The organism is Paenibacillus jilunlii (assembly GCF_900102965.1).
Taxonomy (GTDB): domain Bacteria; phylum Bacillota; class Bacilli; order Paenibacillales; family Paenibacillaceae; genus Paenibacillus_AQ; species Paenibacillus_AQ jilunlii.
This window is the reverse complement of the sequence record NZ_FNGM01000002.1, coordinates 175,451-194,361: the sequence shown is the minus strand read 5'-3', so window position 1 is coordinate 194,361 and position 18,911 is coordinate 175,451. Positions and strand designations below refer to the sequence as shown.

The window sequence follows — 18,911 nt, the reverse complement described above, 5'->3', positions numbered from 1 at the left end:
GCCTGTTTTGGTTTTGGTGGTTCTGTAAGCTGTCCGGCCTGGATCAGGCAACGACGATTTTATTTTTCCCTGTTTTTTTAGCCTCGTACAGGGCATCGTCCGCCTGCTGAAAGGTAGAGCTTTTGGAGTCTGTTCCGGCAAAGTCATGCATGCCAATGCTGACGGTTACGGAGTTTCCTTCCATCTCGGCAACGGGAAATGCGGCAATGCCGTGCAGAATCTGCGTCATGATCCTGCGGGAATCCTCCAGCGGCTTGGCTGTCAGAATGACAACGAATTCCTCGCCCCCATACCTGGCGGCGAAATCATCTGCGCCGATATGCTTCAGCACGATTCCGGCAACCTGTCTCAGCACAATGTCTCCGACCCAGTGCCCGTACTGATCATTTACTTTTTTGAAGTTATCGATGTCCAGCACTGCCAGCTGCATGGGAAAAGGATTGCTCTGCTGATGCTCAATCAGCCAGCCCAGATATTCGTGAAAGGTTTTGTGGTTATACAGTTCGGTCAGAGGATCAACCTTCGACAGGCGGTCCATGATGATATTCTGGATGCGCAAATCCTGCTCCGATTTCAGCGAGCTCTCCAGAGACTGCATCAGATCACGCCCCCGGGCAATGAGGGCAAAACCCGCAAGCGCAGTTCCGGTCAAGATGAATGCGATGATCATATTCTGGATGCGCAAGCTATTACCATAGACCGAAGTATCCAGCAGCAGCAGGATCATGTACGTCACACATAAAATGGAAGTGGCTTTCAAGTAGATACTTCTCAAATAGAGCATGGATACCAGCAAAGGGATTAGCATGATAAGCGGCTTCACACGGAAAACGTCACTTAAATTTAAGATCATCAGTATCGCGATCAAATGGCTTGCGGCAACATTGGAAATTTCCGATAACAGGGGGCGCCATTTATAAATGGCCTCAAGTATAAGCATTATTCCCAGTATCATAATGACGGGAATCAGTACATTGCCGGTCAGGTAACTTGTGCCCGATAACCAGGGATAATCTCCTTGCATCGAACAACAGATAATGATTTGAGTGAGCAGATGGACAAGCAGTACCAGCCAGAAAGCATTGAGGATCATACGGTTCCAGTACGTTTGGCGAGGAGTAGGCGGTGGGATGTGCATAAGATGTTCCTCTTTTCCAGTGGCAATATATCTATATATTCGACAATAATCACGTTTTTCCTCCAAATAATGACGCAAGGTATACACCAGAAATAATGTTCGTGTTTTGGCTATTGTTCAGCATTGTGGAGATAGTTAATATTTATATTTTAGGTAAAACACGAATTATAAGAGCTAAATATCCTTGACACATTCGTCTATGTTCGGTAATATTTCAAGTGGCTCAACAAACAATGATTAGCTGTTCGTATATCCTCAAAGATAAGGTTTGGGGGTCTCTACAGGGAACCGTAAATTCCTGGCTACGAATAGGGTGCATTTGGCATACCTATGAAGTAGTCAGGATTTTTTGTGCTGCATTCAGTAAGAATATGATCGCAGAAACGGACAACGCCCTTGCTGGAGGGCAGGCGGTACCGTTTCTTCCTGGGAGGAACAGAGAAACCAATGAGTAAATATGATGTGATTGTGGTGGGTGCCGGACCGGCTGGAATTTTCGCCTGCTATGAATTGACGCGCAAGGCCCCTGGGCTTAAGGTGCTGCTGGTGGACAAAGGCCATGATATATACCGGCGCAATTGCCCGATTCTGGAGGAGAAAATCAAACTCTGCCCTCCGGCCGCGGGACGCAAGGAATTCGCCGGCTGTCTGCCTGCGTGTTCGATTACCGCCGGTTTTGGGGGAGCGGGCGCGTACAGTGACGGAAAGTTCAATATCACCACTGAGTTTGGCGGCTGGATGACAGATTATCTGGCACCCTCCAAAGTGCTGGAGCTGATTCAATATGTAGATGCCATCAATCTGGAGCATGGGGCCACGCCGGTAATTACCGATCCGACCACCGAAAGCATCCGGGGCATCGAGCAGCGGGGATACGCCGCCGGGCTTAAGCTGCTGCGGGCGCAGGTGCGCCATCTCGGCACGGAGCAGAACCTGGAAATCCTGAAATCCATATATGAATATTTGCGGGTACGCATTGATATGCTGTTCAAAACTGAGGTTCAGGATATTGTTACGGTTAAGGAAGAGGGCAAGCACCGGATTACGGGCATTACGCTGAAGAATGGCGAAAGCTATGCGGCGGACAAAGTGATGATCGCACCGGGGCGCGACGGGTCTGCTTGGCTTACGGAAGTGCTGAAGAAACGCCGGCTCAAGATGTACAACAATCAGGTCGATGTAGGTGTAAGGGTAGAGACATCGGATGTCGTCATGAGAGAGATTAATGAGCATCTCTATGAAGGGAAGTTCATTTTCAATACATCTGTAGGTACGCGTGTCCGCACCTTTTGCAGCAATCCTTCCGGACACGTTGTTGTTGAGAACCACAGCGGTGTGATGGCGGCCAATGGCCATTCCTACAAGGACCCTGCGCTGGGTTCCATGAATACCAATTTTGCGCTGCTGGTCTCGCATACCTTCACAGAGCCTTTTGACAAGCCGAATGAATATGCCCGGGAAATCTGCAAACGGGCCAATGATTTGTCCAGCGGCGGAGTCATTGTACAGAAATACGGGGATATCCTGCGCGGACGGCGCTCCACAGAAACCCGGATTAAGGAAGGCTTTCTGGAGCCTACGCTGAAGGAAGCGGTGCCTGGCGATCTCGGGCTGGTGCTGCCTTATAATACAATGAAGAGCCTGATCGAAATGGTGGAGGCTCTGGAGAAAGTCACTCCGGGCATCGCCTCAGAACATACGCTGTTCTATGGCGTGGAGGCCAAATTCTACTCGGCCCGTCCGAAGCTTACAGAGAACCTGGAAACTGAAATTTCAGGCCTCTACTGTGGCGGTGACGGCGCGGGCATCACCCGTGGCCTGGCTCAAGCCGGAGCGGCCGGAGTGTGGATTGCGCGGGGGATGCTGAAGTAAGACGGAGCCTGCGGCTTAGGCATCGGTGAGGAACATGAAGAGCTGTCTCGGAGTAGCAATTGTCTACGATGAGGCGGCTCTTTTCGCGGATGGCGGAGCGTTTTCTATGTATGGTGCCGTTTTTGAAAGTCTGCTGGCAGCGTCAAGAACTTTGTGTAAGAAGCGTTCGTATCTTCCGTATCTTCCGGCTTCGTTAGGTGGAAAAAGTATTACTAATTTGCTCGAGTATCATGCTTCCCGCTAGCCAAGTGGAAAAAGTATCACTAATTCAGCACATTTTGCTCCTGACAGGGTAATATGGCCTGATTAAGTTCCTTTTTTCCACTAAAACCCCACGAATGTTGATGTTGGGGGAGAAATAAGTTTACTTTTTCCACCTGCAGCAGTGTTATTAACGATGTGCTGCTCTTGTCTTTTGGATTAAATCCCCAGTACGGAAAGCACCCGCAGCTGAGTCCAGACGGCCTGCCAGTTCTTCCCGGCCACCCGTGCCTCATAGATAGGATGCAGCTGCGGGTTCGCCCTGAAGTGCGGCGACGCGCGGACGGTCAGCTCCAGCACATCCGAAACCCCATGCGGAGCGGCTAGCCTAAGCTCTCCATGTTCATCCATGGCAAGTCCCAGCGCGGTTGCCGTTTCAGGAAATTTGGACATGCCGTCCGTGGACGAGGAGTAAGGGGGGAGGCCGTTGACGATATGCATTCGCGCTTGATTTTTGACCGACCAGGGGACAGAGGGAGCCGCGCTCCGCAGCTGTGCTTCCCAGGATTTTTCCACTTCCTCACGGATGTTGTCCGGGTCGTAATAGATTACATCCACATCCCCCAAGGGGGTTCTTCCGGTAAAACCGTGCTGCACATCCCACACTTTGGAACGCACAAAACCGGCGCAGACCCAGGAGTCCGGCAAATGCAAATCCCTCACAGCGGCGAGGATGTTCATCATCCAGGGGTCTTCTTTCACAGCCAGCAGCAGGTCCAATTCATTATGTAACCGCAGCATGAACACCTCCATCATATAGTCCGTATTTTACATAGTTCGTATTTCGGAATGCCCGGGTACTATTTTGTCATGCTCTTTTATTATAAGACTGAATCTACAAGGAGGGGTAGAATAAAAGGAATTGCAGGAACGGCAGATAAATTGCTAATCTGGAGCAGCACTCTTATAATGAACCGGTAGATTGACCTTTGGAGGCGTAATTGTGGAGCATAACCTGACGATACTGCTGCAATTGTTCGAAAGAGCGGCCCTGCTGCTGATGTGCCTCTTCGTGCTGACACGGGTGCCGCGGTTTAAAGAGATTTTTGTCCAGGGAGCTTATGCCCCCCAGGAGCTGGCGATGGTGACGGTAATCTTCAGCCTGTTCGCGATCTTCGGGACCTACACGGGGATTAATGTCGAGGGGTCGCTGGTGAATGTGCGGATCATCGCGATCGTGGCCGGCGGAATCCTCTTCGGTCCGTGGGTTGGCCTGATCACCGGAATCATCTCCGGCGTGCACCGGTTCCTGATCGATATCGGTGGAATTACCTCAGTACCTTGCCTAATTACAAGCGTTACGGCGGGTATTGTCTCGGGCATCATTTACCGCCGTACTTCGGCAGAGCGCCGCTGGATTGCGGGTATCCTGGCCGGGATGGCCTGTGAAGCGCTGACGATGGTGCTGATTCTGGTCATGGCCAATCCGGCGTCGCTTGGGGTGGACATCGTTTCGAAGATCGCTTTTCCGATGATTGCCGGCCAGATCAGTGTCGGTCTCATTGTTATGCTTGTTCAGAGCGTGGAGGGGGAGAAGGAGCGGATTGCCGCGAAACAGTCCAAGCTGGCGCTGGATATTGCCAATAAGACCCTGCCTTATTTCCGCAGTATCACTCCCCAGTCGCTGCGCATCATCTGCGGGATTATTAAGGAGGATATTGGAGCAGACGCGGTAGCCATTACCGACACCCGCTACATCCGTGCCTATGTCGGCGTTGGAGAGGAATATTATGCTGAAGCGAATGAAATTATCAGTGAAGAAACGAAGACGACGATCCGCAGCGGCGAGATTACGATCCGCGACGATGATACGGAGTATATGAACCGGGCAATCCGCTCGCTGATTATCATTCCGCTGAAAGAGAAGGGCGAGGTCACAGGTGCGCTCAAAATTTATTACACCAAAGCCCATAAAATCACCTATTCACTGCAGGCGATGGCCGTCGGGCTGTCGCAGATCATCTCGACGCTGATGGAGGTGTCGCGGGTGGAAGACATCAAGGAGATGGCCAACAAGGCGGAGCTGAAGGCACTGCAGACAAGCATTAATCCCCATTTTTTGTTCAATGCGCTGAACGCCATTATTTCTTCCATTCGTATTGACCCGGATAAGGCACGGGAGCTGATCGTTAATCTGTCGGGCTATATGCGCTACAATCTGGAGCTGACCGACGATTTCATCGATATCCGGCGCGAGCTGCAGCAGGTCCAGCAGTATGTGGAGATTGAAAAAGCGCGCTTCGGCAGCCGCCTGGCTGTGGAGTATGAGATTGACGAGGTGGAGGTGCGCATTCCCAGTCTGATTATTCAGCCGTTGGTGGAGAATGCGATTGTCCACGGTATTTTGAAGGTGAGAGGCCAAGGTACGGTGACCATCTCGGTACAAGATCTGGAAAGCGCAGTGCGGATCGGCATCACCGATACCGGTATAGGGATCAGCGAGGAAACGATCGGGAAGGTCTACAGCGGAAACATGCCGGATAATAAAATAGGATTGTACAATGTGCATCAGCGGGTGAAGCTGATTTATGGCAAAGGCCTGACGATCCACAGGCTGGATCAGGGGACAGAAATTTATTTTGACGTGACAAAGGAGCAGCGATGAGAGCGATAATCGTAGAGGATGAAGTGCTGGCAAGGCAGGAGCTTGCCTTTCTGATCGGAGCAAACAGCGCCATAAGGATTGCCGCCGAGTTCGAGGACGGGCTGGACGCACTGAAGTATCTGCAGACGGAGGAAGTGGATGTAATTTTTCTGGATATCAATATCCCTTCCATCGACGGCGTGCTGCTGGCCCAGAATATCAGCCGTTTTTCGGTCAAGCCCTATATCGTATTCATTACCGCATACAAGGAGCATGCTGCCGAGGCCTTCGAGATCGAAGCCTTCGACTATATTCTGAAGCCCTACAGCGAAACGCGGATCAAGGCGATGCTGCATAAGCTGGAGGGGGCATTTGCTGCGCGTGGACATCAAAGAGAAGAGGAGCATGTGAAGCTAAGCGACAAGGTCAACCTGTGGAAAAATGAGAAGATTATCGTCGTTGATGCCGATGAAATCTATTATGCTTCGGCGCAGGAGAAAACGACGAGTGTCATCACCAAGGGGGAAGAGTACAGCATGGCCCTCAGTATCAGTGAGTTTCACAGCCGTTTGCCGCAGGACCGCTTCTTCCGCTGTCACCGCTCATATCTTGTGAACCTGTCCAAAATCAAAGAAATTATCCCCTGGTTCAACAATACCTACCTGCTCAGGCTGCGTGATCTGGACTTTGAAGTGCCGGTCAGCCGCAGCAAGGTGAAGGAGTTCAGGCAGATCATGCGCATCTAGCGGCAGTTCATTCCCCGTAGATGTCATCTCATTCCGGATTTCTCTCAAAAAAGTGCATTTTCGCTACAATGAAGAGGCAAAGAAGGCCTTGAAGCGATCAATAGAGAGAAAGAAGGAATTACCCATGACAACGACTACAGCGGGCAGCAAGCGGTGGCTCATCGTGTTAGGCACAGTGATTATGCAGATGGGACTGGGCACGATCTATACCTGGAGCCTGTTCAATGCACAGCTTGTCAGTAAATTCGGCTGGGAGCTCAGCTCTGTCTCGATAACTTTTTCCATTACCAGCTTTGCCCTGGCCTTCGCGACGCTGTTCGCGGGGAAACTGCAGGACCGGTTCGGCCTCCGCAGACTGACCGCTGCCGCAGGGATTATGCTGGGTCTGGGTCTGATCCTAAGCTCGCAGGCCCGCTCCCTTCCGATGTTGTACCTGCTGGCCGGTGTAGTTGTTGGATATGCGGACGGAACGGCGTACATTACGTCACTGTCCAATCTGATTAAATGGTTCCCGAAGAACAAAGGCTTAATCTCCGGCGTGTCGGTGGGTGCCTATGGAACTGGAAGCCTGCTCTTCAAATATATCAACGGCAGTCTGATTGATTCCGCAGGAGTGTCGAATGCCTTTCTGTACTGGGGTCTTATGGTCATGGTCATGATCGTAATCGGCTCGATGCTGGTTCGGGAAGCGCCTGTGGCCGTACAGGTACAAGCGGCTGGGGGACCAGCGGCTCCTTCAACTGCCGGTGGCTTGCGTGCCGCCGTTTCAGCGGCGTCGAAAGACTACACCGTCAAAAAAATGCTCCGTACCAAGGAAGCTTACCTGCTGTTCGTGGTCTTTTTCACCGCATGTATGAGCGGCCTCTACCTGATTGGCGTCGTCAAGGATATCGGCGTTCAGCTTGCAGGGCTGAATATCGCTGCGGCGGCCAATGCCGTGGCAATGATCGCCATCTTCAATACCGCCGGACGGCTGATTCTTGGAGCGCTGTCTGACCGGATGAGCCGGCTGAAGCTGGTCAGCGCTACGCTTCTGGTCACTGCCATCGCGATGCTGACGCTAAGCTACGCTACCCTAAGCTACGGGCTGTTCTTCACTTGTGTGGCTGCCATTACTTTTTGCTTCGGGGGCAATATTACGGTGTTCCCGGCGATTGTCGGCGACTTCTTCGGCCTTGCCAATCACAGCAAGAACTATGGCATCGTCTACCAGGGTTTCGGGATCGGCGCGTTGTCCGGATCGTTCGTCGCTGCGTTCCTCGGCGGGTTCAAGCCTACCTTCACCGTCATCGGCCTTCTGTGCATCCTGGCATGCATCCTGGCGGCTTCCCTGAAGCCTCCGGTGCAGAAGCAGGCCAGAGAACAGGGAATAAGCCTGAAGCCTTCACGGCATACGGCTTGAGCCATATATAGATTTATGCCGGCTTGAAGTATATTACAGACAAAGAGAATGGCCCCGACTTCCACAAGCTTTGCGAAGTCGGGGCTGTCTATTTAAACCGTCTTATGAACCCAGCGGTGGAACACCTCTCCTGTGTCTGTTACCGCCCGCTATCTCCCGGTACTTCACAGTCGTAAGCATCCGTATTCGGATTCTCTGCCAGCTCGCGGAAGTGGCGGAGCTTATAGCGGATAACGTCTTGCGTTTCCTGAAGCTTAGCGATCTCGCGGGCGATATAGTCATTGTGGGCCTCTAGCAGAGTATATCGTTCGGATAGGGTGCTATCCCCCTGGCGGGTCAGTTCCAGATAATGCCGCATTTCTTCCAGGGTCATTCCGGTAGCTTTCAGGCGCAGCAGAAAACGGATGCCGAGAATCTGGTCCTTGCTGTATTGCCTATGGCCGTTAGGTTTGCGGTCAGCATAGGGCAGCAGACCAATGCGCTCATAATAACGTATCGTATCCTCAGTCAGGCCGGTCAGTTCAGCAGCTTGGCTGATGGAAGTGACGGTCTCCGGAATGTCCTGCGTGGTAATATCCATGGAAACCTCCTTGAGTAGTGTTACCAAGGAACTTCTCCATTCTCATCAAAAAATCCTCCTGTCGGCCCGTCTGCATCCAGTGTTGCCAGCCGTACAGCAATTCCAGCCCCTTGCTCTACGGTGCGTTGACCGGTGAAGCCATTGAGGTCGGTCGCGGTGAAGCCGGGGTCGGCGGAATTGACTTTCAGCGGAGTATCCTTGAATTCCTTGGCAAAAGCAACCGTAGCCATGTTAACGGCTGCTTTGGAGCTATTATAGGCAAGCAGATTAAACTGTGCGTGCTCGTGATCGGGATCACTGTTGAAGGTCAAGGACCCCAGGCCGCTTGACATATTGACAATCCGGCCTGCCGGCGACTGTAAAAGTAGTGGTAGCATAACCCTCGTTACAGAAACCGTACCGAAAAAGTTGGTTTCGAATGTTGCTCTAAGGTCATTCATCGGCAACTGGCTTGGAGCAGCGCCTCCTCCAAGGGAGATCCCCGCATTGTTAATTAGAACATCCAGGCAAGAGTAATTCTTAGCAATAGTCTGCGCTGCGGCTGCCATACTATTGTGATCCTGCAGATCAAGCTGGACAAAGTGAGCATCAACACCTTCTTTTGTCAAAGATGCTGCCGCTTCGCTGCCCCGCTGCTCATCCCGTGAGCCGATCAGAATTCTATGCCCGAGGACCCCGAGCTGCCGGGCCGTTTCGTAGCCAATGCCTTTATTTGCACCAGTGATCAGAATGGTTTTTGGTTGTGTGATGGGTTGTGTCATTTCCTAATTCCCCTTTTCCTCTTTCAAATTACGGTGGCCACCTGCCATGAATGTACTACTTGGAGTATGCTCAAAGTCAAGCAACAAATTTTAAGTAAGTTCGTCTGCGAGGGGGCATTATGCCGTTAGGCGTTAATTAGGGGGAGGACGGGAATTAGAGATATAAAAAGGATGGAGGGCAACAATGAGAAGAGGAAGAGTAGGAAGAGTAGGAAGAGTAGGAAGAGGAGGAGAGGAAGAAGAGGTGGAGGAGGAAGAGGTTTAGGAAGAGTAGGAAGAAGAGAGGAAGAAGAAGTGGGGCTTGTAGGGAAATGAGGAAGGCTGCTGGTTGGTATGTAGCTTTAGATCGATCGTCGGGATTGTCTATTTAATCGAGGGGTATGGAGAGAACTGCGGCTGCGGGATCTATTCCTGTTGAGCTTAAGCATAGAGAACCTCGGGGGCTAACCCGCCTTGCCTAACCAAGAAGTCCATGGATTTAACTTTGCTGCTTAGCTTACTCTGTTTAAGTGGAAAAAGTATCGCTAATTTAGTGGGAAAAAGTAGAACTAATTTGTGTGCTAGGGCGGATAGGGGGCTAAATTGCCTGGATTAGGTGGAGAAATTCCCACTAATCTTCTCTGCGGCGCGGATTTTGGTAAATTAGGTGGAGAAATTCCACCCGCCTTTTTGCTGGGGATTGCTGTGAGGGCGATTAATGGTAATGCGTTACTTATGTAGGCAGACTTAGTAGTTTTATAGAAAAAGAGGGCTACGCGTACGTTGCAACAGTCCGCACAGCCCTCTTGAATGAAGTTATCCCTAGTTTTGTAATGATTTTTGTCCCAAGACGCAAGACGAAGGACTTAACCTTCTAACGCCAAGGCTACCCTTCCAGCAGCAGCGCTTCAGGATCTTCCAGCAGCTCCTTGACCTTCACGAGGAAGCTTACCGCTTCGGAGCCGTCTACAATGCGGTGATCATAGGACAGCGCGATATACATCATCGGACGGTTGGCGGTTCTTTCTTCGTCCAGGGCGATCGGACGGAGCTGGATCTTGTGCATGCCGAGAATGCCGACCTGCGGTGTGTTGAGGATCGGTGTCGACATGAGCGAGCCGAATACCCCGCCGTTCGTGATGGTGAAGGTGCCGCCCTGCAGTTCAGGAAGGCTGAGCGTGTTGGCGCGGGCTTTGGAAGCCAGCTCGCCGATCCGCCGCTCGATTTCCGGGAAGCTCAGGCGGTCCGCGTCGCGGACGACCGGCACCACGAGGCCTTCCTTGGCAGACACGGCAATGCCGATGTCGTAGTATTTCTTGATCAGGAGATCCTCGCCGTCGATCTCGGCGTTCAGCAGCGGATAGGCCTTGAGCGCGCCGATCACGGCCTTGGTGAAGAAGGACATGAAGCCGAGTCCGACATCATGCTTCTCTTTGAAGGCATCCTTGCGGCGCTTGCGGAGGTCGAGGATTGCGGTCATGTCCACCTCGTTGAAGGTGGTCAGCATCGCCGCAGTCTGCTGCGCCTCGACGAGGCGGCTCGCGATCGTCAGCCGTCTGCGCGACATGCGCTTGCGCTCGACGGCTTTGCCGTCCTCCTGCGGCGCAGAGCCCGCCGCCGCAGGCTTAGCCGGAGCCGGCTTCACTGCCGCCGGCGGAGCGCTTGGCGCAGCGGCCTCCGGCCGGGCTGCGCCGTGGTCCTTCACATCGGCCGCAGCAATCCGGCCGATAGGGTCGCGGGCGCTGACCTCGCCGAGGTCGATGCCCCGCTCCCGCGCAAGCTTGCGCGCCCCAGGCGAAGCCAGGGCCGCAGTGCCTGCCGCCGCTCCTTCCGGTGCGGCGGGAACAGCTGGCGCCGCTGCCTGCGGAGCAGCTGCGGCTGGCGCGTCGCTGCCCGCAGCCGCCGCTTCCGGCTTGCCGCCGTCAGCGGCCTGCGGTGCTGCGGCGCCTGCCGTGCCGGCGCCGATGATGCCGATCGCTTCGCCGACGGCTACATTCTCGCCGGCCTGGCGCAGGATGGAGGAGATGACGCCGTCCTCCTCCGCACTGATCTCCAGGTTGACCTTGTCAGTCTCCAGCTCAGCCAGCACATCCCCCTGGCCGACCGTGTCGCCTTCTTTTACCAGCCACTTATAGATGGTTCCTTCGGAAATGGATTCGCCCAAATCGGGTACTTTAATTTCGGACACAGGCCGTTACCTCCCCAAATAGAATAGTTTCATTATCGTGACACCGCCCTCTAGCGGGTAGACGGTACAGCCGCTTGTACTTGCGAATTCAATTTCAGGGCTTCTGTAACTATACGACGCTGCTCAAAAGTATGCACGTCAGCATAACCGCTGGCCGGGCTGGAACGGTCTGGACGGCCGATATACTGTACCTTAACGTTCTGCGGGGCGATGGCCCGCAGCCGGGGTTCGGCATAACTCCAGCCGCCCATGTTCTTTGGTTCTTCCTGCACCCAGACAATTTCTGTAAGGGAGCCCAGTGTACTCAAGTGTGCGGCCAGTTCCCGTTCAGGGAAAGGATAAAGCTGCTCCAGGCGGAGAATATGCAGCCAGGACCAGTCTTGATCTTTGCCAGCCTCCAGCTCGGTCTGCAGATCCAGAGTCACCTTGCCGCTGCACACCACCAGCCGTTTGACCCCGCCGGGATTGCTGCCGAGAAGCGGTTCGGGCAGGACAGGCTGGAATTCTCCCGCAGCCAGCTCGGCTCCCGAGGAAGTGCTGCGCGGGTTGCGGATCAGGCTCTTGGGGGCCATGATCACAAGCGGGCGGGCATCGCTCTTGCCGCACAAGGCGGCCTGGCGGCGCAGCAGGTGGAAATATTGTGCGGCGGAGCTCAGGTTCGCCACGGTCCAGTTCTCCTCTGCGGAGAGCTGCAAATACCGCTCCAGCCGGGCGCTGGAATGCTCAGGACCCTGCCCTTCATAGCCATGCGGCAGCAGGATCGTCAGATTGCTGCGCTGCGTCCATTTGGCGCGTCCGGCAGCGATGAACTGGTCAATAATTACCTGTGCGGCATTGGCGAAGTCGCCATACTGTGCTTCCCAGATCACGAAGGTTTCGGGTGCGAATACATTGTAGCCGTATTCGTAGCCCAGTACCGAAGCTTCCGAAAGCGGACTGTTGTACACCCCGAAGGAAGCCTTGGCATCGCTGAGCTGGTGCAGCGGAGAGAACAATCCCCCTGTCTCGCTGTCGTGCAGCACCAGATGGCGGTGGGCGAAGGTGCCGCGCTGGGAATCCTGGCCGCTTAACCGGATCGGTGTGCCATCCTCCAGGATGGTCGCAAAGGCCAGTGTCTCAGCCAAGGCCCAGTCGATCCGTTCCCCGTCATTCAGTGCATCCTTGCGGCGCTGCAAAATCCGCTCCAGCTTCGGATAGACCTTGAAGCCGTCCGGCACGGTCAGAAGCTCGCGGTTGATTCTCTGCAGCTGTTCCAGCTGCACCGCCGTGGATTGCGGCTGGGAGGCTTCACTCTGCACCGGAACGGAGGTTTTGGTTTCACCGTTTTTGTGCTTGCCATCCTTCATCAGATCGTAGGCTTGCTGCAGCACTTTCTCCGCCTCAAGGTTCATCTGCTTCACATCATCTGCCGTGATGATATTGTCCCGCTGCAGGCGTTCTGCGTAGACACGGTACACGGTAGGGTGATTGCGCACTTTGCCGTATACGATCGGCTGGGTCGTCTCCGGGTCGTCCATTTCATTATGGCCATGGCGGCGGTAGCCGATCAGGTCAATGACGAAATCCTTCTTGAACTGGTTACGGTAAGCGCTGGCCAGACGGACGGCGGCGATGCAGGCCTCCGGATCATCGGCATTCACGTGGACGATAGGAATTTCATAGCCTTTGGCCAGATCGCTGGCATAGTGGGTGGAGCGGGAATCTTCACTTTCAGTGGTGAAGCCGATCCGGTTATTGACGATAATATGCACGGTGCCGCCATTGGAATACCCTTTAAGTTTGCCGATGTTGAGTGTTTCTGCGACGATGCCTTCACCGGGAAAAGCAGCATCCCCGTGCATCAGCACAGCCATAGCCTTGTTCGTGTCGAGCTGCGGCAGTCCCGGAGAATTCCGGTCCTCCTGAGCTGCGCGGGCAAAACCTTCAACAACAGGGTTGACGAATTCCAGATGGCTCGGGTTGTTCGCCAGTGTAATACGGGTGCGGACGGTCTCGCCTTCGCGCACGGCACGGTCTGCGCCCAGATGGTATTTTACATCACCGGTCCAGCCGTAGTTAATGCCCATGGAGCCTTCGGAAGGGAACAGCTCCTTGTTGGGAGAATGATGAAATTCCGAGAAAATAATATCATAGGGCTTCCCGAGAATATGAGCCAGCACATTCAGGCGTCCGCGGTGGGCCATGCCCATCAGAATATGTTCCGCACCATCATGTGCGGCGGCGCGGACAATCTCGTCCAGCATGGGCACCAGCGCATCATTGCCTTCCAGGCTGAAACGTTTCTGGCCGACAAAGGTCTTATGCAGGAAGGTTTCGAACTGCTCTACCTGGATCAGGCGGTTCAGGAGTTCCTTGCGCTCGGTATTATTCAGAGGTGCTGGAGAGCTGGTGGACTCTGCCTGGCTGTTCAGCCAGCGCAGCTCCTGTTCGTCATGCACATGCCCGAATTCATAGGCGATAGTCTGCGTATAGGCCTGGAGCATCCGGTGAACCGCATCCCAGGCGGTATGAACATCCGTCGGCGCATTCTCCCAGATCAGCGAGGCGGGCATAGCAATCAGGTCTTCGCGGGTGAGATCATAGGTTTCATAATCCAGCCATTTCGCCATAGGATTATTTCCCTGCTCAAGCGGATCGATATTGGCGGCCATATGGCCATATATGCGAATATTGGCGATTAGCTTGGAAGCTCTTACGGCCTTTCTCAGCCACTCGGTGCCTCCCGAAAGAGCTGGCTGCGGGGCCTGAACGGCATCCGGAGCAAGTGGAGGAGGGCCGGAAACAGTAAATAGATCACGGTAATGATGTTCTACTGAAGAGGGGTCTTTAACGAATTGCTCATATTTCTCTTGAATATAGCCCAGATTGGGGCCGTGATACTTACTCCAAATGGATTCGTTATAGGGCTCTTTGACTGCCATGAATACATCCTCCTAACGGATGAACTCCACGTGGCCGCATGTGTCTTGAGCGCCCAGTGGAGCTGCGATGTTTACGGTTTCATTTCACATCCTATTGTGCTACTTTCAAGACGTGTAATCAATTCATACTTTCGGGGAATCCGTTCGCAAAACGGCATGATTCAGTCCGGAAATGATGAAGAACGGATATTGGTTGCTGAGACAGGATTTGAAGCCAGCCCAACTAGTGACAATTACCCATTTATAAACCGGGGATATTCATAAACAGCTCCTTAAGACATATATATTGGACAAAGGTTAGCAAAAAAAGCTATTTATCTGCACTACTTAGCATAAAAAAATTCCAGGAAACGACACACTTTTCGTGTGAGATTTTGTATAATGTTATTGCGGATAACGGTTTCATGGTTTCTAACCAGATCCTTTCATGTAAAGGATCCAGTAAAGGGTAAACCTGCCGAAAGGCAGGGACACAAAGTCTCGGGTCTACTGTAGAGATGCTGCACCTACTACGACGGCCGGACTGCCTGGGGACGCATAAATTCTAGGAGGAGATATTCTTGGATAAGTCCAACCAGGGGAATGACGGAGAACTGCTGATGGGTGATCTGGATCTGGAATGGGTGTATTTGCTGATGTCGGCCAAGAAGGCAGGGATTGAAGCGGATGAAATCCGCCGGTTTTTCAGCGAAAAAACAGCATTGCAGGCGATGTAGAGGCGTTTAATATGCGGGAATACATACAGAAAAGGGCACAGCGTTCATACGCTGTGTCCTTTTCTGTATCGCTGGAGCTTGCGGACAACCGCCCATTATTGATCCTTCTGCTCCAGCCGCCATTTTTGGTAATCGAGAAACTCCTTGAATTCCCTCTTGCTTATACCTGAGGCCATGGCTTCCTGAACGAGCCGGAACCATTCGCCGTCCAGGGAGGATTCGTCAGCATCCGAAGGTTCGCCATAGAGCAGACTGTGGATGGAAACCTGAAGCGCGTCAGCGATTTTTTCGATAAATTGGATAGAGGGGTTGGATTGGATATTTCTTTCTACATTGCTTAAGTATGATTTCGCAACATCAGCCTTGTCCGCCAGTTCGGATAAGGACCAGCCTTTTTCCAGACGGAGATGGTGGATGCGACTTCCCATATTATCCGGCACGATTACAACGCCCCTCCGTACTTTTTGTTAAAATATAAGGATTTATACGGTTTACGGCAATAATCATCCTTATATTTCTCGCCGAAACGGATGCCGCCCCTATGGAGGCATAGCCGTTTCCACTTGTCAGTATAACAAATTTCCTTAAAACGGACAAAAATCGTTAGTACAAGGGAAAGCAGCCTAATCTGCTTCCGAAACCGGAATCAGGATAGGCTGCTTCTGAAAATGCAATCCGCTATGAATTAGTAATCTTTTTTGGGGCCTTGTTTGGCTTCGAAATTCCAGGTCAGCTTCAGCTTATCCTTTTGGAAATAGTTTTGTGCTTCGCCATTATCCACGAATTCGAACTTGACCGTAAAGCTGTCGCTGGTCTGTGCTTTGATGCCGTCAGCTTCAGTGAGAATTTGATCCCATCCGGTATTGTTGACAAGATCCGGGGTTTGCCCCTTCAAGGCATCCAGTGTAGTTTCGTACACAACAACTTCCGGTGAGATGATCGTTCCTTTATCATTGTTCTTCAGAAATTTGACCTTGATGAATTTGCTGAGATCGACGCCGTTGTTGTCGCCGAGGGTATCTGTAACCTCAGTGGTGGTTTTCAGCAGAATCGAGCCGATATCGAGGGTTCCGTCATTTTTAAGTTTAAAAGTTTTGGTTACGGTGTCACCCGGTTTCAGGTTTTGGATATCCACGATTACGGAAGGATCGGAGTTCAGATCCAGTGTGCCTGCTGCAAAGGTAGCCGTACTTGTTGCAGTATCACTGAAGTATGCGAAGGTTCCTCCGCCAATCAAAGACAAACCGAGTGCTGCCGATGCGATGCCAAGACCCAATGTTTTTTTGATACCCATATTCGAATTCCTCCTCTGATTTGTGTAGCTGTTGATGAATGTATTATTGTATCTTCCGTTTCGTAGGCGGAAGCGGACAATCTGTTCAGGACTGTATGTCAGTTCCCGGCGGCGCTTGGGGGAGCGCGGTATTTTTTTTCTCAAGGGCGGCCAGCGCCTTCCAAGAGCTGTAGAGTGCATAGAGCAGGAGCAGCAGTCCGGGCACGATCATCAGGACCACACTGCCGGCTTTGGAGGCGGCAAAATTCATGGCATATCCTATATAAGGAACGGTGACTCCGGTATACTCAGCTACAACATTCCCCGAACTGACAGGGGTCATATCGACAGCATCATTGTTGTCGCCTTTGGTATGATAGACCACTTCTCCGGCAGCATTTTTTGCAGAAGCATCCACAATGCGGTGAGTGATCAGAATATTGTCCCCGCTCATGAAGGTAATGACGTCGCCCTTCTTGAAGCGGGTCATATCTCCTCCGGGCTTCAAGGCGACTATGGAGCCGGTCTGAATGCCAGGTTCCATCGAACCGGACAGCACCGTTTTGATCTCATAGCCGAAAAGGGCAGGCTCACCTCCCGAGGCTCTGGATACTACTACAGCTGCTGCCAGCACCACGAAAATTAAAACCATCACTGCGGATAATGTATGGCTGAGTATTTTTTTGATAAGCATGTCAGTTTCCACCTTTAATGAGTTGTGGCTCCGAAGGCAATGCGGTCGTTACCGGACCCGGGATCGGAGGCTCTGTTGCCTGTGGTTCTTGGGAAGGTGCTTTGATCACGTCTCCATCCGGAGGTGTGATTGGGTTACCGGCGGCTGGTGCCGGAGCGGTGCTGGCTGGCGGTTCTCCAGAAGCTCCGGCAGGTATTGCCTCAGGCTCAGGAGTGGTTTCCGGCGTTATTGTAGGAGTTGCCTCAGGTGTTGCTTCCGGTGTGATAATAGGTGTGGCCGCAGGTGAGGCCTCCGGTGTGGGTTTTGGTTCAGTCTGGGCTTTCTCTTCGTTTTCCTTTTCTTTTTCTTTTTCCTTTTGCTGCTTTTCATGGCCGAGTTTTGCTTCTTCGTCCTTTTTGGCCTGTTCCAGTGCTTCCTGGCGGGCTTTCTCAAGCTCTTCAAGCCGCTTGCTTCGGGTCTGGCTGAGCAGCTGCTGCTGGAGCTGAAGTCCTGAAATATCTGCGGTTACTGCCTCTCTGGCACGGTTCAGCTCAACCTCCAACTGCTCATATGAAGAAATCAGCTCATTGGACAGATCTCCCGGAGGCTGGATAAATGGAGTCAGAATCGGCAAGGACTGTAAGGGTTCTCCCGCGCTTAAATGAAGTTGGTTGTAAACAGCCTCGTTAACCGTTAACGGGGATGGAGCCGTGTTGTTCTGAATGGCCCTCAAGTAGCTGACAATTCCGGTTATGGAAGCACTGAAGGATTCGGAGAGTACACCGCTTTGGCTCACACTGCTCTGCAGCTCGTTAAAAAACTGCTCATCCTTAATTTCCAGACAATTGGGATCCAGATCGATCATATATCCTCCAATCTGCACCAGGACCGCAGCGGCCGCGCTGATCTCAGCATGAATCCCATTCCAAATCCCGTTGTTAGCCGCTGTTTGGCCGTTGATGGCGGTCAGATCCGACTGAAGCTCTGCCATCTGCCTTGAAATCTCCTGTTCCGCTATCTCAAGCTCCTCTAAAGACATGGACTCTACTCCGGAAATGCCCGGAACACCTGCCTGCGGAGTGTAACCTTTCAAGGATGCCTTTAGAGCTGCAGCCGCATTGAGATGATCCTTCAACTCATTGAGCAGCTGCTTGACGGACTCAGGGAATACCTGGCAAAAGCCAATGGTGCCCGCTGTCTCTGCGGTACTGCTAAACCCTCCGTAAGTACTGCCTATCTGGCCGGAGGTATACAGCAGCAGAACGGATACGGCCATTCCAGACTGCAGGATGCGAAGACCTTTTTTATGGTTTTTTCTTTTACGCCGTTTGGCGGATCTGGGGTACAGAGGCGGGCCCCCCTCTCATGGCTTTCTAAGGATCTCATTCGCTATTTTCGTTCTTAATTAAGAACGACTTCGTAAGGAAATCATACACTGCCGGCCAGAGAAAAGAAAAATGCTAATTTCGTTTATATGTTCGCAATAAAGATCGTATATCATTGATAATCTGCGGATAGCTGCTTTTATCGCTGTTTTTTGCAAAATGTTCTTAATAAAGAACGTGGAGGGGCGAGCTATTCTGTCTGATGAGGAACATACGTGGGGTGCTGGATGAGGAGTAGGTTCAGGGTTAGGCAGTTGCCAAAGGCGTCAGGGCCGAATGAGAGGTAAAAGTACCTTTGATTTAGCCGGAAGTGGGCGTCAGGGCCGAATGAGAAGTAAAAGTACCTTTGATTTGGCCGGAAGTCAGCGACAGGGCCAAATGAGAGGTAAAAGTACCTTTGATTGAGCCAAAAGTGGGTGACAGGGCCAAATG

The 18,911-nt window shown here is 52.5% G+C and carries 17 protein-coding genes and 2 riboswitches; of the genes, 7 read left to right on the top strand and 10 right to left on the bottom strand.

Annotated elements, in window-relative coordinates; genetic code table 11:
• Positions 1–43: 43 nt before the first annotated feature.
• Positions 44–1,138, bottom strand: coding sequence for a GGDEF domain-containing protein (locus tag BLQ82_RS05680; RefSeq protein WP_062525022.1), 1,095 nt, complete (start codon positions 1,136–1,138; stop codon positions 44–46).
• Between the two features lie 225 nt (positions 1,139–1,363).
• Positions 1,364–1,463, top strand: a riboswitch (purine riboswitch).
• Positions 1,464–1,585: 122 nt separating this feature from the next.
• Here BLQ82_RS05680 and BLQ82_RS05675 point away from each other — a divergent pair.
• Positions 1,586–3,010 carry an NAD(P)/FAD-dependent oxidoreductase gene (locus BLQ82_RS05675; RefSeq protein WP_062525024.1) on the top strand — a complete coding sequence of 475 codons (1,425 nt, stop codon included), beginning with the start codon at positions 1,586–1,588 and terminating at the stop codon, positions 3,008–3,010.
• Positions 3,011–3,430: 420 nt separating this feature from the next.
• Here the strand turns inward: BLQ82_RS05675 and BLQ82_RS05670 are convergent, their stop codons facing one another.
• Positions 3,431–4,012: a nucleotidyltransferase family protein gene (locus BLQ82_RS05670; protein ID WP_062525026.1), complete on the bottom strand. Its 582-nt coding sequence runs from the start codon at positions 4,010–4,012 to the stop codon at positions 3,431–3,433.
• Positions 4,013–4,271: 259 nt separating this feature from the next.
• Here BLQ82_RS05670 and BLQ82_RS05665 point away from each other — a divergent pair, with 259 nt between their 5' ends.
• From BLQ82_RS05665 to BLQ82_RS05655, 3 genes are all read left to right on the top strand, one after another.
• Entirely contained in the window at positions 4,272–5,876 is a 1,605-nt protein-coding gene (locus tag BLQ82_RS05665; RefSeq protein ID WP_208810822.1) for a LytS/YhcK type 5TM receptor domain-containing protein, read from the top strand.
• Positions 5,873–6,601 carry a LytR/AlgR family response regulator transcription factor gene (locus tag BLQ82_RS05660; RefSeq protein WP_062525028.1) on the top strand — a complete coding sequence of 243 codons (729 nt, stop codon included), beginning with the start codon at positions 5,873–5,875 and terminating at the stop codon, positions 6,599–6,601. The genes BLQ82_RS05665 and BLQ82_RS05660 overlap by 4 nt, the downstream gene beginning before the upstream one ends.
• A 124-nt stretch (positions 6,602–6,725) precedes the next feature.
• Positions 6,726–8,003: an L-lactate MFS transporter gene (locus tag BLQ82_RS05655; RefSeq protein WP_062525030.1), complete on the top strand. Its 1,278-nt coding sequence runs from the start codon at positions 6,726–6,728 to the stop codon at positions 8,001–8,003.
• Positions 8,004–8,142: 139 nt separating this feature from the next.
• Here the strand turns inward: BLQ82_RS05655 and BLQ82_RS05650 are convergent, their stop codons facing one another.
• Both BLQ82_RS05650 and BLQ82_RS05645 read right to left on the bottom strand, forming a co-directional pair.
• Positions 8,143–8,583, bottom strand: a complete 441-nt coding sequence (locus tag BLQ82_RS05650) for a MerR family transcriptional regulator (RefSeq protein WP_062525032.1) — start codon at positions 8,581–8,583, stop codon at positions 8,143–8,145.
• 20 nt (positions 8,584–8,603) lie between these two features.
• A complete protein-coding gene (locus tag BLQ82_RS05645) occupies positions 8,604–9,344 on the bottom strand; it encodes an SDR family oxidoreductase (protein WP_062525034.1) in 741 nt (246 codons plus the stop codon).
• A gap of 171 nt (positions 9,345–9,515) precedes the next feature.
• Here BLQ82_RS05645 and BLQ82_RS31810 point away from each other — a divergent pair, with 171 nt between their 5' ends.
• Positions 9,516–9,659 carry a hypothetical protein gene (locus BLQ82_RS31810; protein WP_157243828.1) on the top strand — a complete coding sequence of 48 codons (144 nt, stop codon included), beginning with the start codon at positions 9,516–9,518 and terminating at the stop codon, positions 9,657–9,659.
• A 267-nt stretch (positions 9,660–9,926) separates the two neighbouring features.
• Positions 9,927–10,064: a hypothetical protein gene (locus tag BLQ82_RS31805; protein ID WP_167544676.1), complete on the top strand. Its 138-nt coding sequence runs from the start codon at positions 9,927–9,929 to the stop codon at positions 10,062–10,064.
• A 145-nt stretch (positions 10,065–10,209) separates the two neighbouring features.
• Here BLQ82_RS31805 and odhB read toward each other — a convergent pair whose 3' ends face one another.
• On the bottom strand, positions 10,210–11,511 hold the full coding sequence (odhB, locus tag BLQ82_RS05640; RefSeq protein ID WP_074647910.1) for a 2-oxoglutarate dehydrogenase complex dihydrolipoyllysine-residue succinyltransferase: 1,302 nt from the start codon (positions 11,509–11,511) through the stop codon (positions 10,210–10,212).
• A gap of 50 nt (positions 11,512–11,561) precedes the next feature.
• Positions 11,562–14,432, bottom strand: coding sequence for a 2-oxoglutarate dehydrogenase E1 component (locus BLQ82_RS05635; protein WP_074647907.1), 2,871 nt, complete (start codon positions 14,430–14,432; stop codon positions 11,562–11,564).
• A 437-nt stretch (positions 14,433–14,869) separates the two neighbouring features.
• Positions 14,870–14,963: riboswitch (cyclic di-GMP riboswitch) on the top strand.
• Between the two features lie 29 nt (positions 14,964–14,992).
• Here BLQ82_RS05635 and BLQ82_RS31005 point away from each other — a divergent pair.
• The gene (locus BLQ82_RS31005) at positions 14,993–15,148 is read left to right on the top strand and encodes an anti-repressor SinI family protein (protein ID WP_082722731.1); all 156 of its coding nucleotides are present in this window, start codon (positions 14,993–14,995) and stop codon (positions 15,146–15,148) included.
• A gap of 95 nt (positions 15,149–15,243) precedes the next feature.
• Here the strand turns inward: BLQ82_RS31005 and BLQ82_RS05625 are convergent, their stop codons facing one another.
• From BLQ82_RS05625 to BLQ82_RS31800, 4 genes are all read right to left on the bottom strand, one after another.
• Entirely contained in the window at positions 15,244–15,576 is a 333-nt protein-coding gene (locus BLQ82_RS05625; protein ID WP_036706095.1) for a helix-turn-helix domain-containing protein, read from the bottom strand.
• 257 nt (positions 15,577–15,833) lie between these two features.
• Positions 15,834–16,442: a TasA family protein gene (locus BLQ82_RS05620; RefSeq protein ID WP_062525039.1), complete on the bottom strand. Its 609-nt coding sequence runs from the start codon at positions 16,440–16,442 to the stop codon at positions 15,834–15,836.
• An 85-nt stretch (positions 16,443–16,527) separates the two neighbouring features.
• Complete coding sequence (gene sipW, locus BLQ82_RS05615) at positions 16,528–17,115, bottom strand: signal peptidase I SipW (protein WP_062525041.1); 588 nt, start codon at positions 17,113–17,115, stop codon at positions 16,528–16,530.
• Position 17,116: 1 nt separating this feature from the next.
• Positions 17,117–18,370 carry a hypothetical protein gene (locus BLQ82_RS31800; RefSeq protein ID WP_062525043.1) on the bottom strand — a complete coding sequence of 418 codons (1,254 nt, stop codon included), beginning with the start codon at positions 18,368–18,370 and terminating at the stop codon, positions 17,117–17,119.
• Positions 18,371–18,911 lie beyond the last annotated feature (541 nt).

Bases quoted from the DNA above. Each gene is read 5' to 3' on its own strand.
- BLQ82_RS05680 (WP_062525022.1), bottom strand. From the start codon at position 1,138: ATGCACATCCCACCGCCTACTCCTCGCCAAACGTACTGGAACCGTATG.
- BLQ82_RS05675 (WP_062525024.1), top strand. From the start codon at position 1,586: ATGAGTAAATATGATGTGATTGTGGTGGGTGCCGGACCGGCTGGAATT.
- BLQ82_RS05670 (WP_062525026.1), bottom strand. From the start codon at position 4,012: ATGCTGCGGTTACATAATGAATTGGACCTGCTGCTGGCTGTGAAAGAA.
- BLQ82_RS05665 (WP_208810822.1), top strand. From the start codon at position 4,272: ATGTGCCTCTTCGTGCTGACACGGGTGCCGCGGTTTAAAGAGATTTTT.
- BLQ82_RS05660 (WP_062525028.1), top strand. From the start codon at position 5,873: ATGAGAGCGATAATCGTAGAGGATGAAGTGCTGGCAAGGCAGGAGCTT.
- BLQ82_RS05655 (WP_062525030.1), top strand. From the start codon at position 6,726: ATGACAACGACTACAGCGGGCAGCAAGCGGTGGCTCATCGTGTTAGGC.
- BLQ82_RS05650 (WP_062525032.1), bottom strand. From the start codon at position 8,583: ATGGATATTACCACGCAGGACATTCCGGAGACCGTCACTTCCATCAGC.
- BLQ82_RS05645 (WP_062525034.1), bottom strand. From the start codon at position 9,344: ATGACACAACCCATCACACAACCAAAAACCATTCTGATCACTGGTGCA.
- BLQ82_RS31810 (WP_157243828.1), top strand. From the start codon at position 9,516: ATGGAGGGCAACAATGAGAAGAGGAAGAGTAGGAAGAGTAGGAAGAGT.
- BLQ82_RS05635 (WP_074647907.1), bottom strand. From the start codon at position 14,432: ATGGCAGTCAAAGAGCCCTATAACGAATCCATTTGGAGTAAGTATCAC.
- BLQ82_RS05625 (WP_036706095.1), bottom strand. From the start codon at position 15,576: ATGGGAAGTCGCATCCACCATCTCCGTCTGGAAAAAGGCTGGTCCTTA.
- BLQ82_RS05620 (WP_062525039.1), bottom strand. From the start codon at position 16,442: ATGGGTATCAAAAAAACATTGGGTCTTGGCATCGCATCGGCAGCACTC.
- sipW (WP_062525041.1), bottom strand. From the start codon at position 17,115: ATGCTTATCAAAAAAATACTCAGCCATACATTATCCGCAGTGATGGTT.
- BLQ82_RS31800 (WP_062525043.1), bottom strand. From the start codon at position 18,370: ATGGCCGTATCCGTTCTGCTGCTGTATACCTCCGGCCAGATAGGCAGT.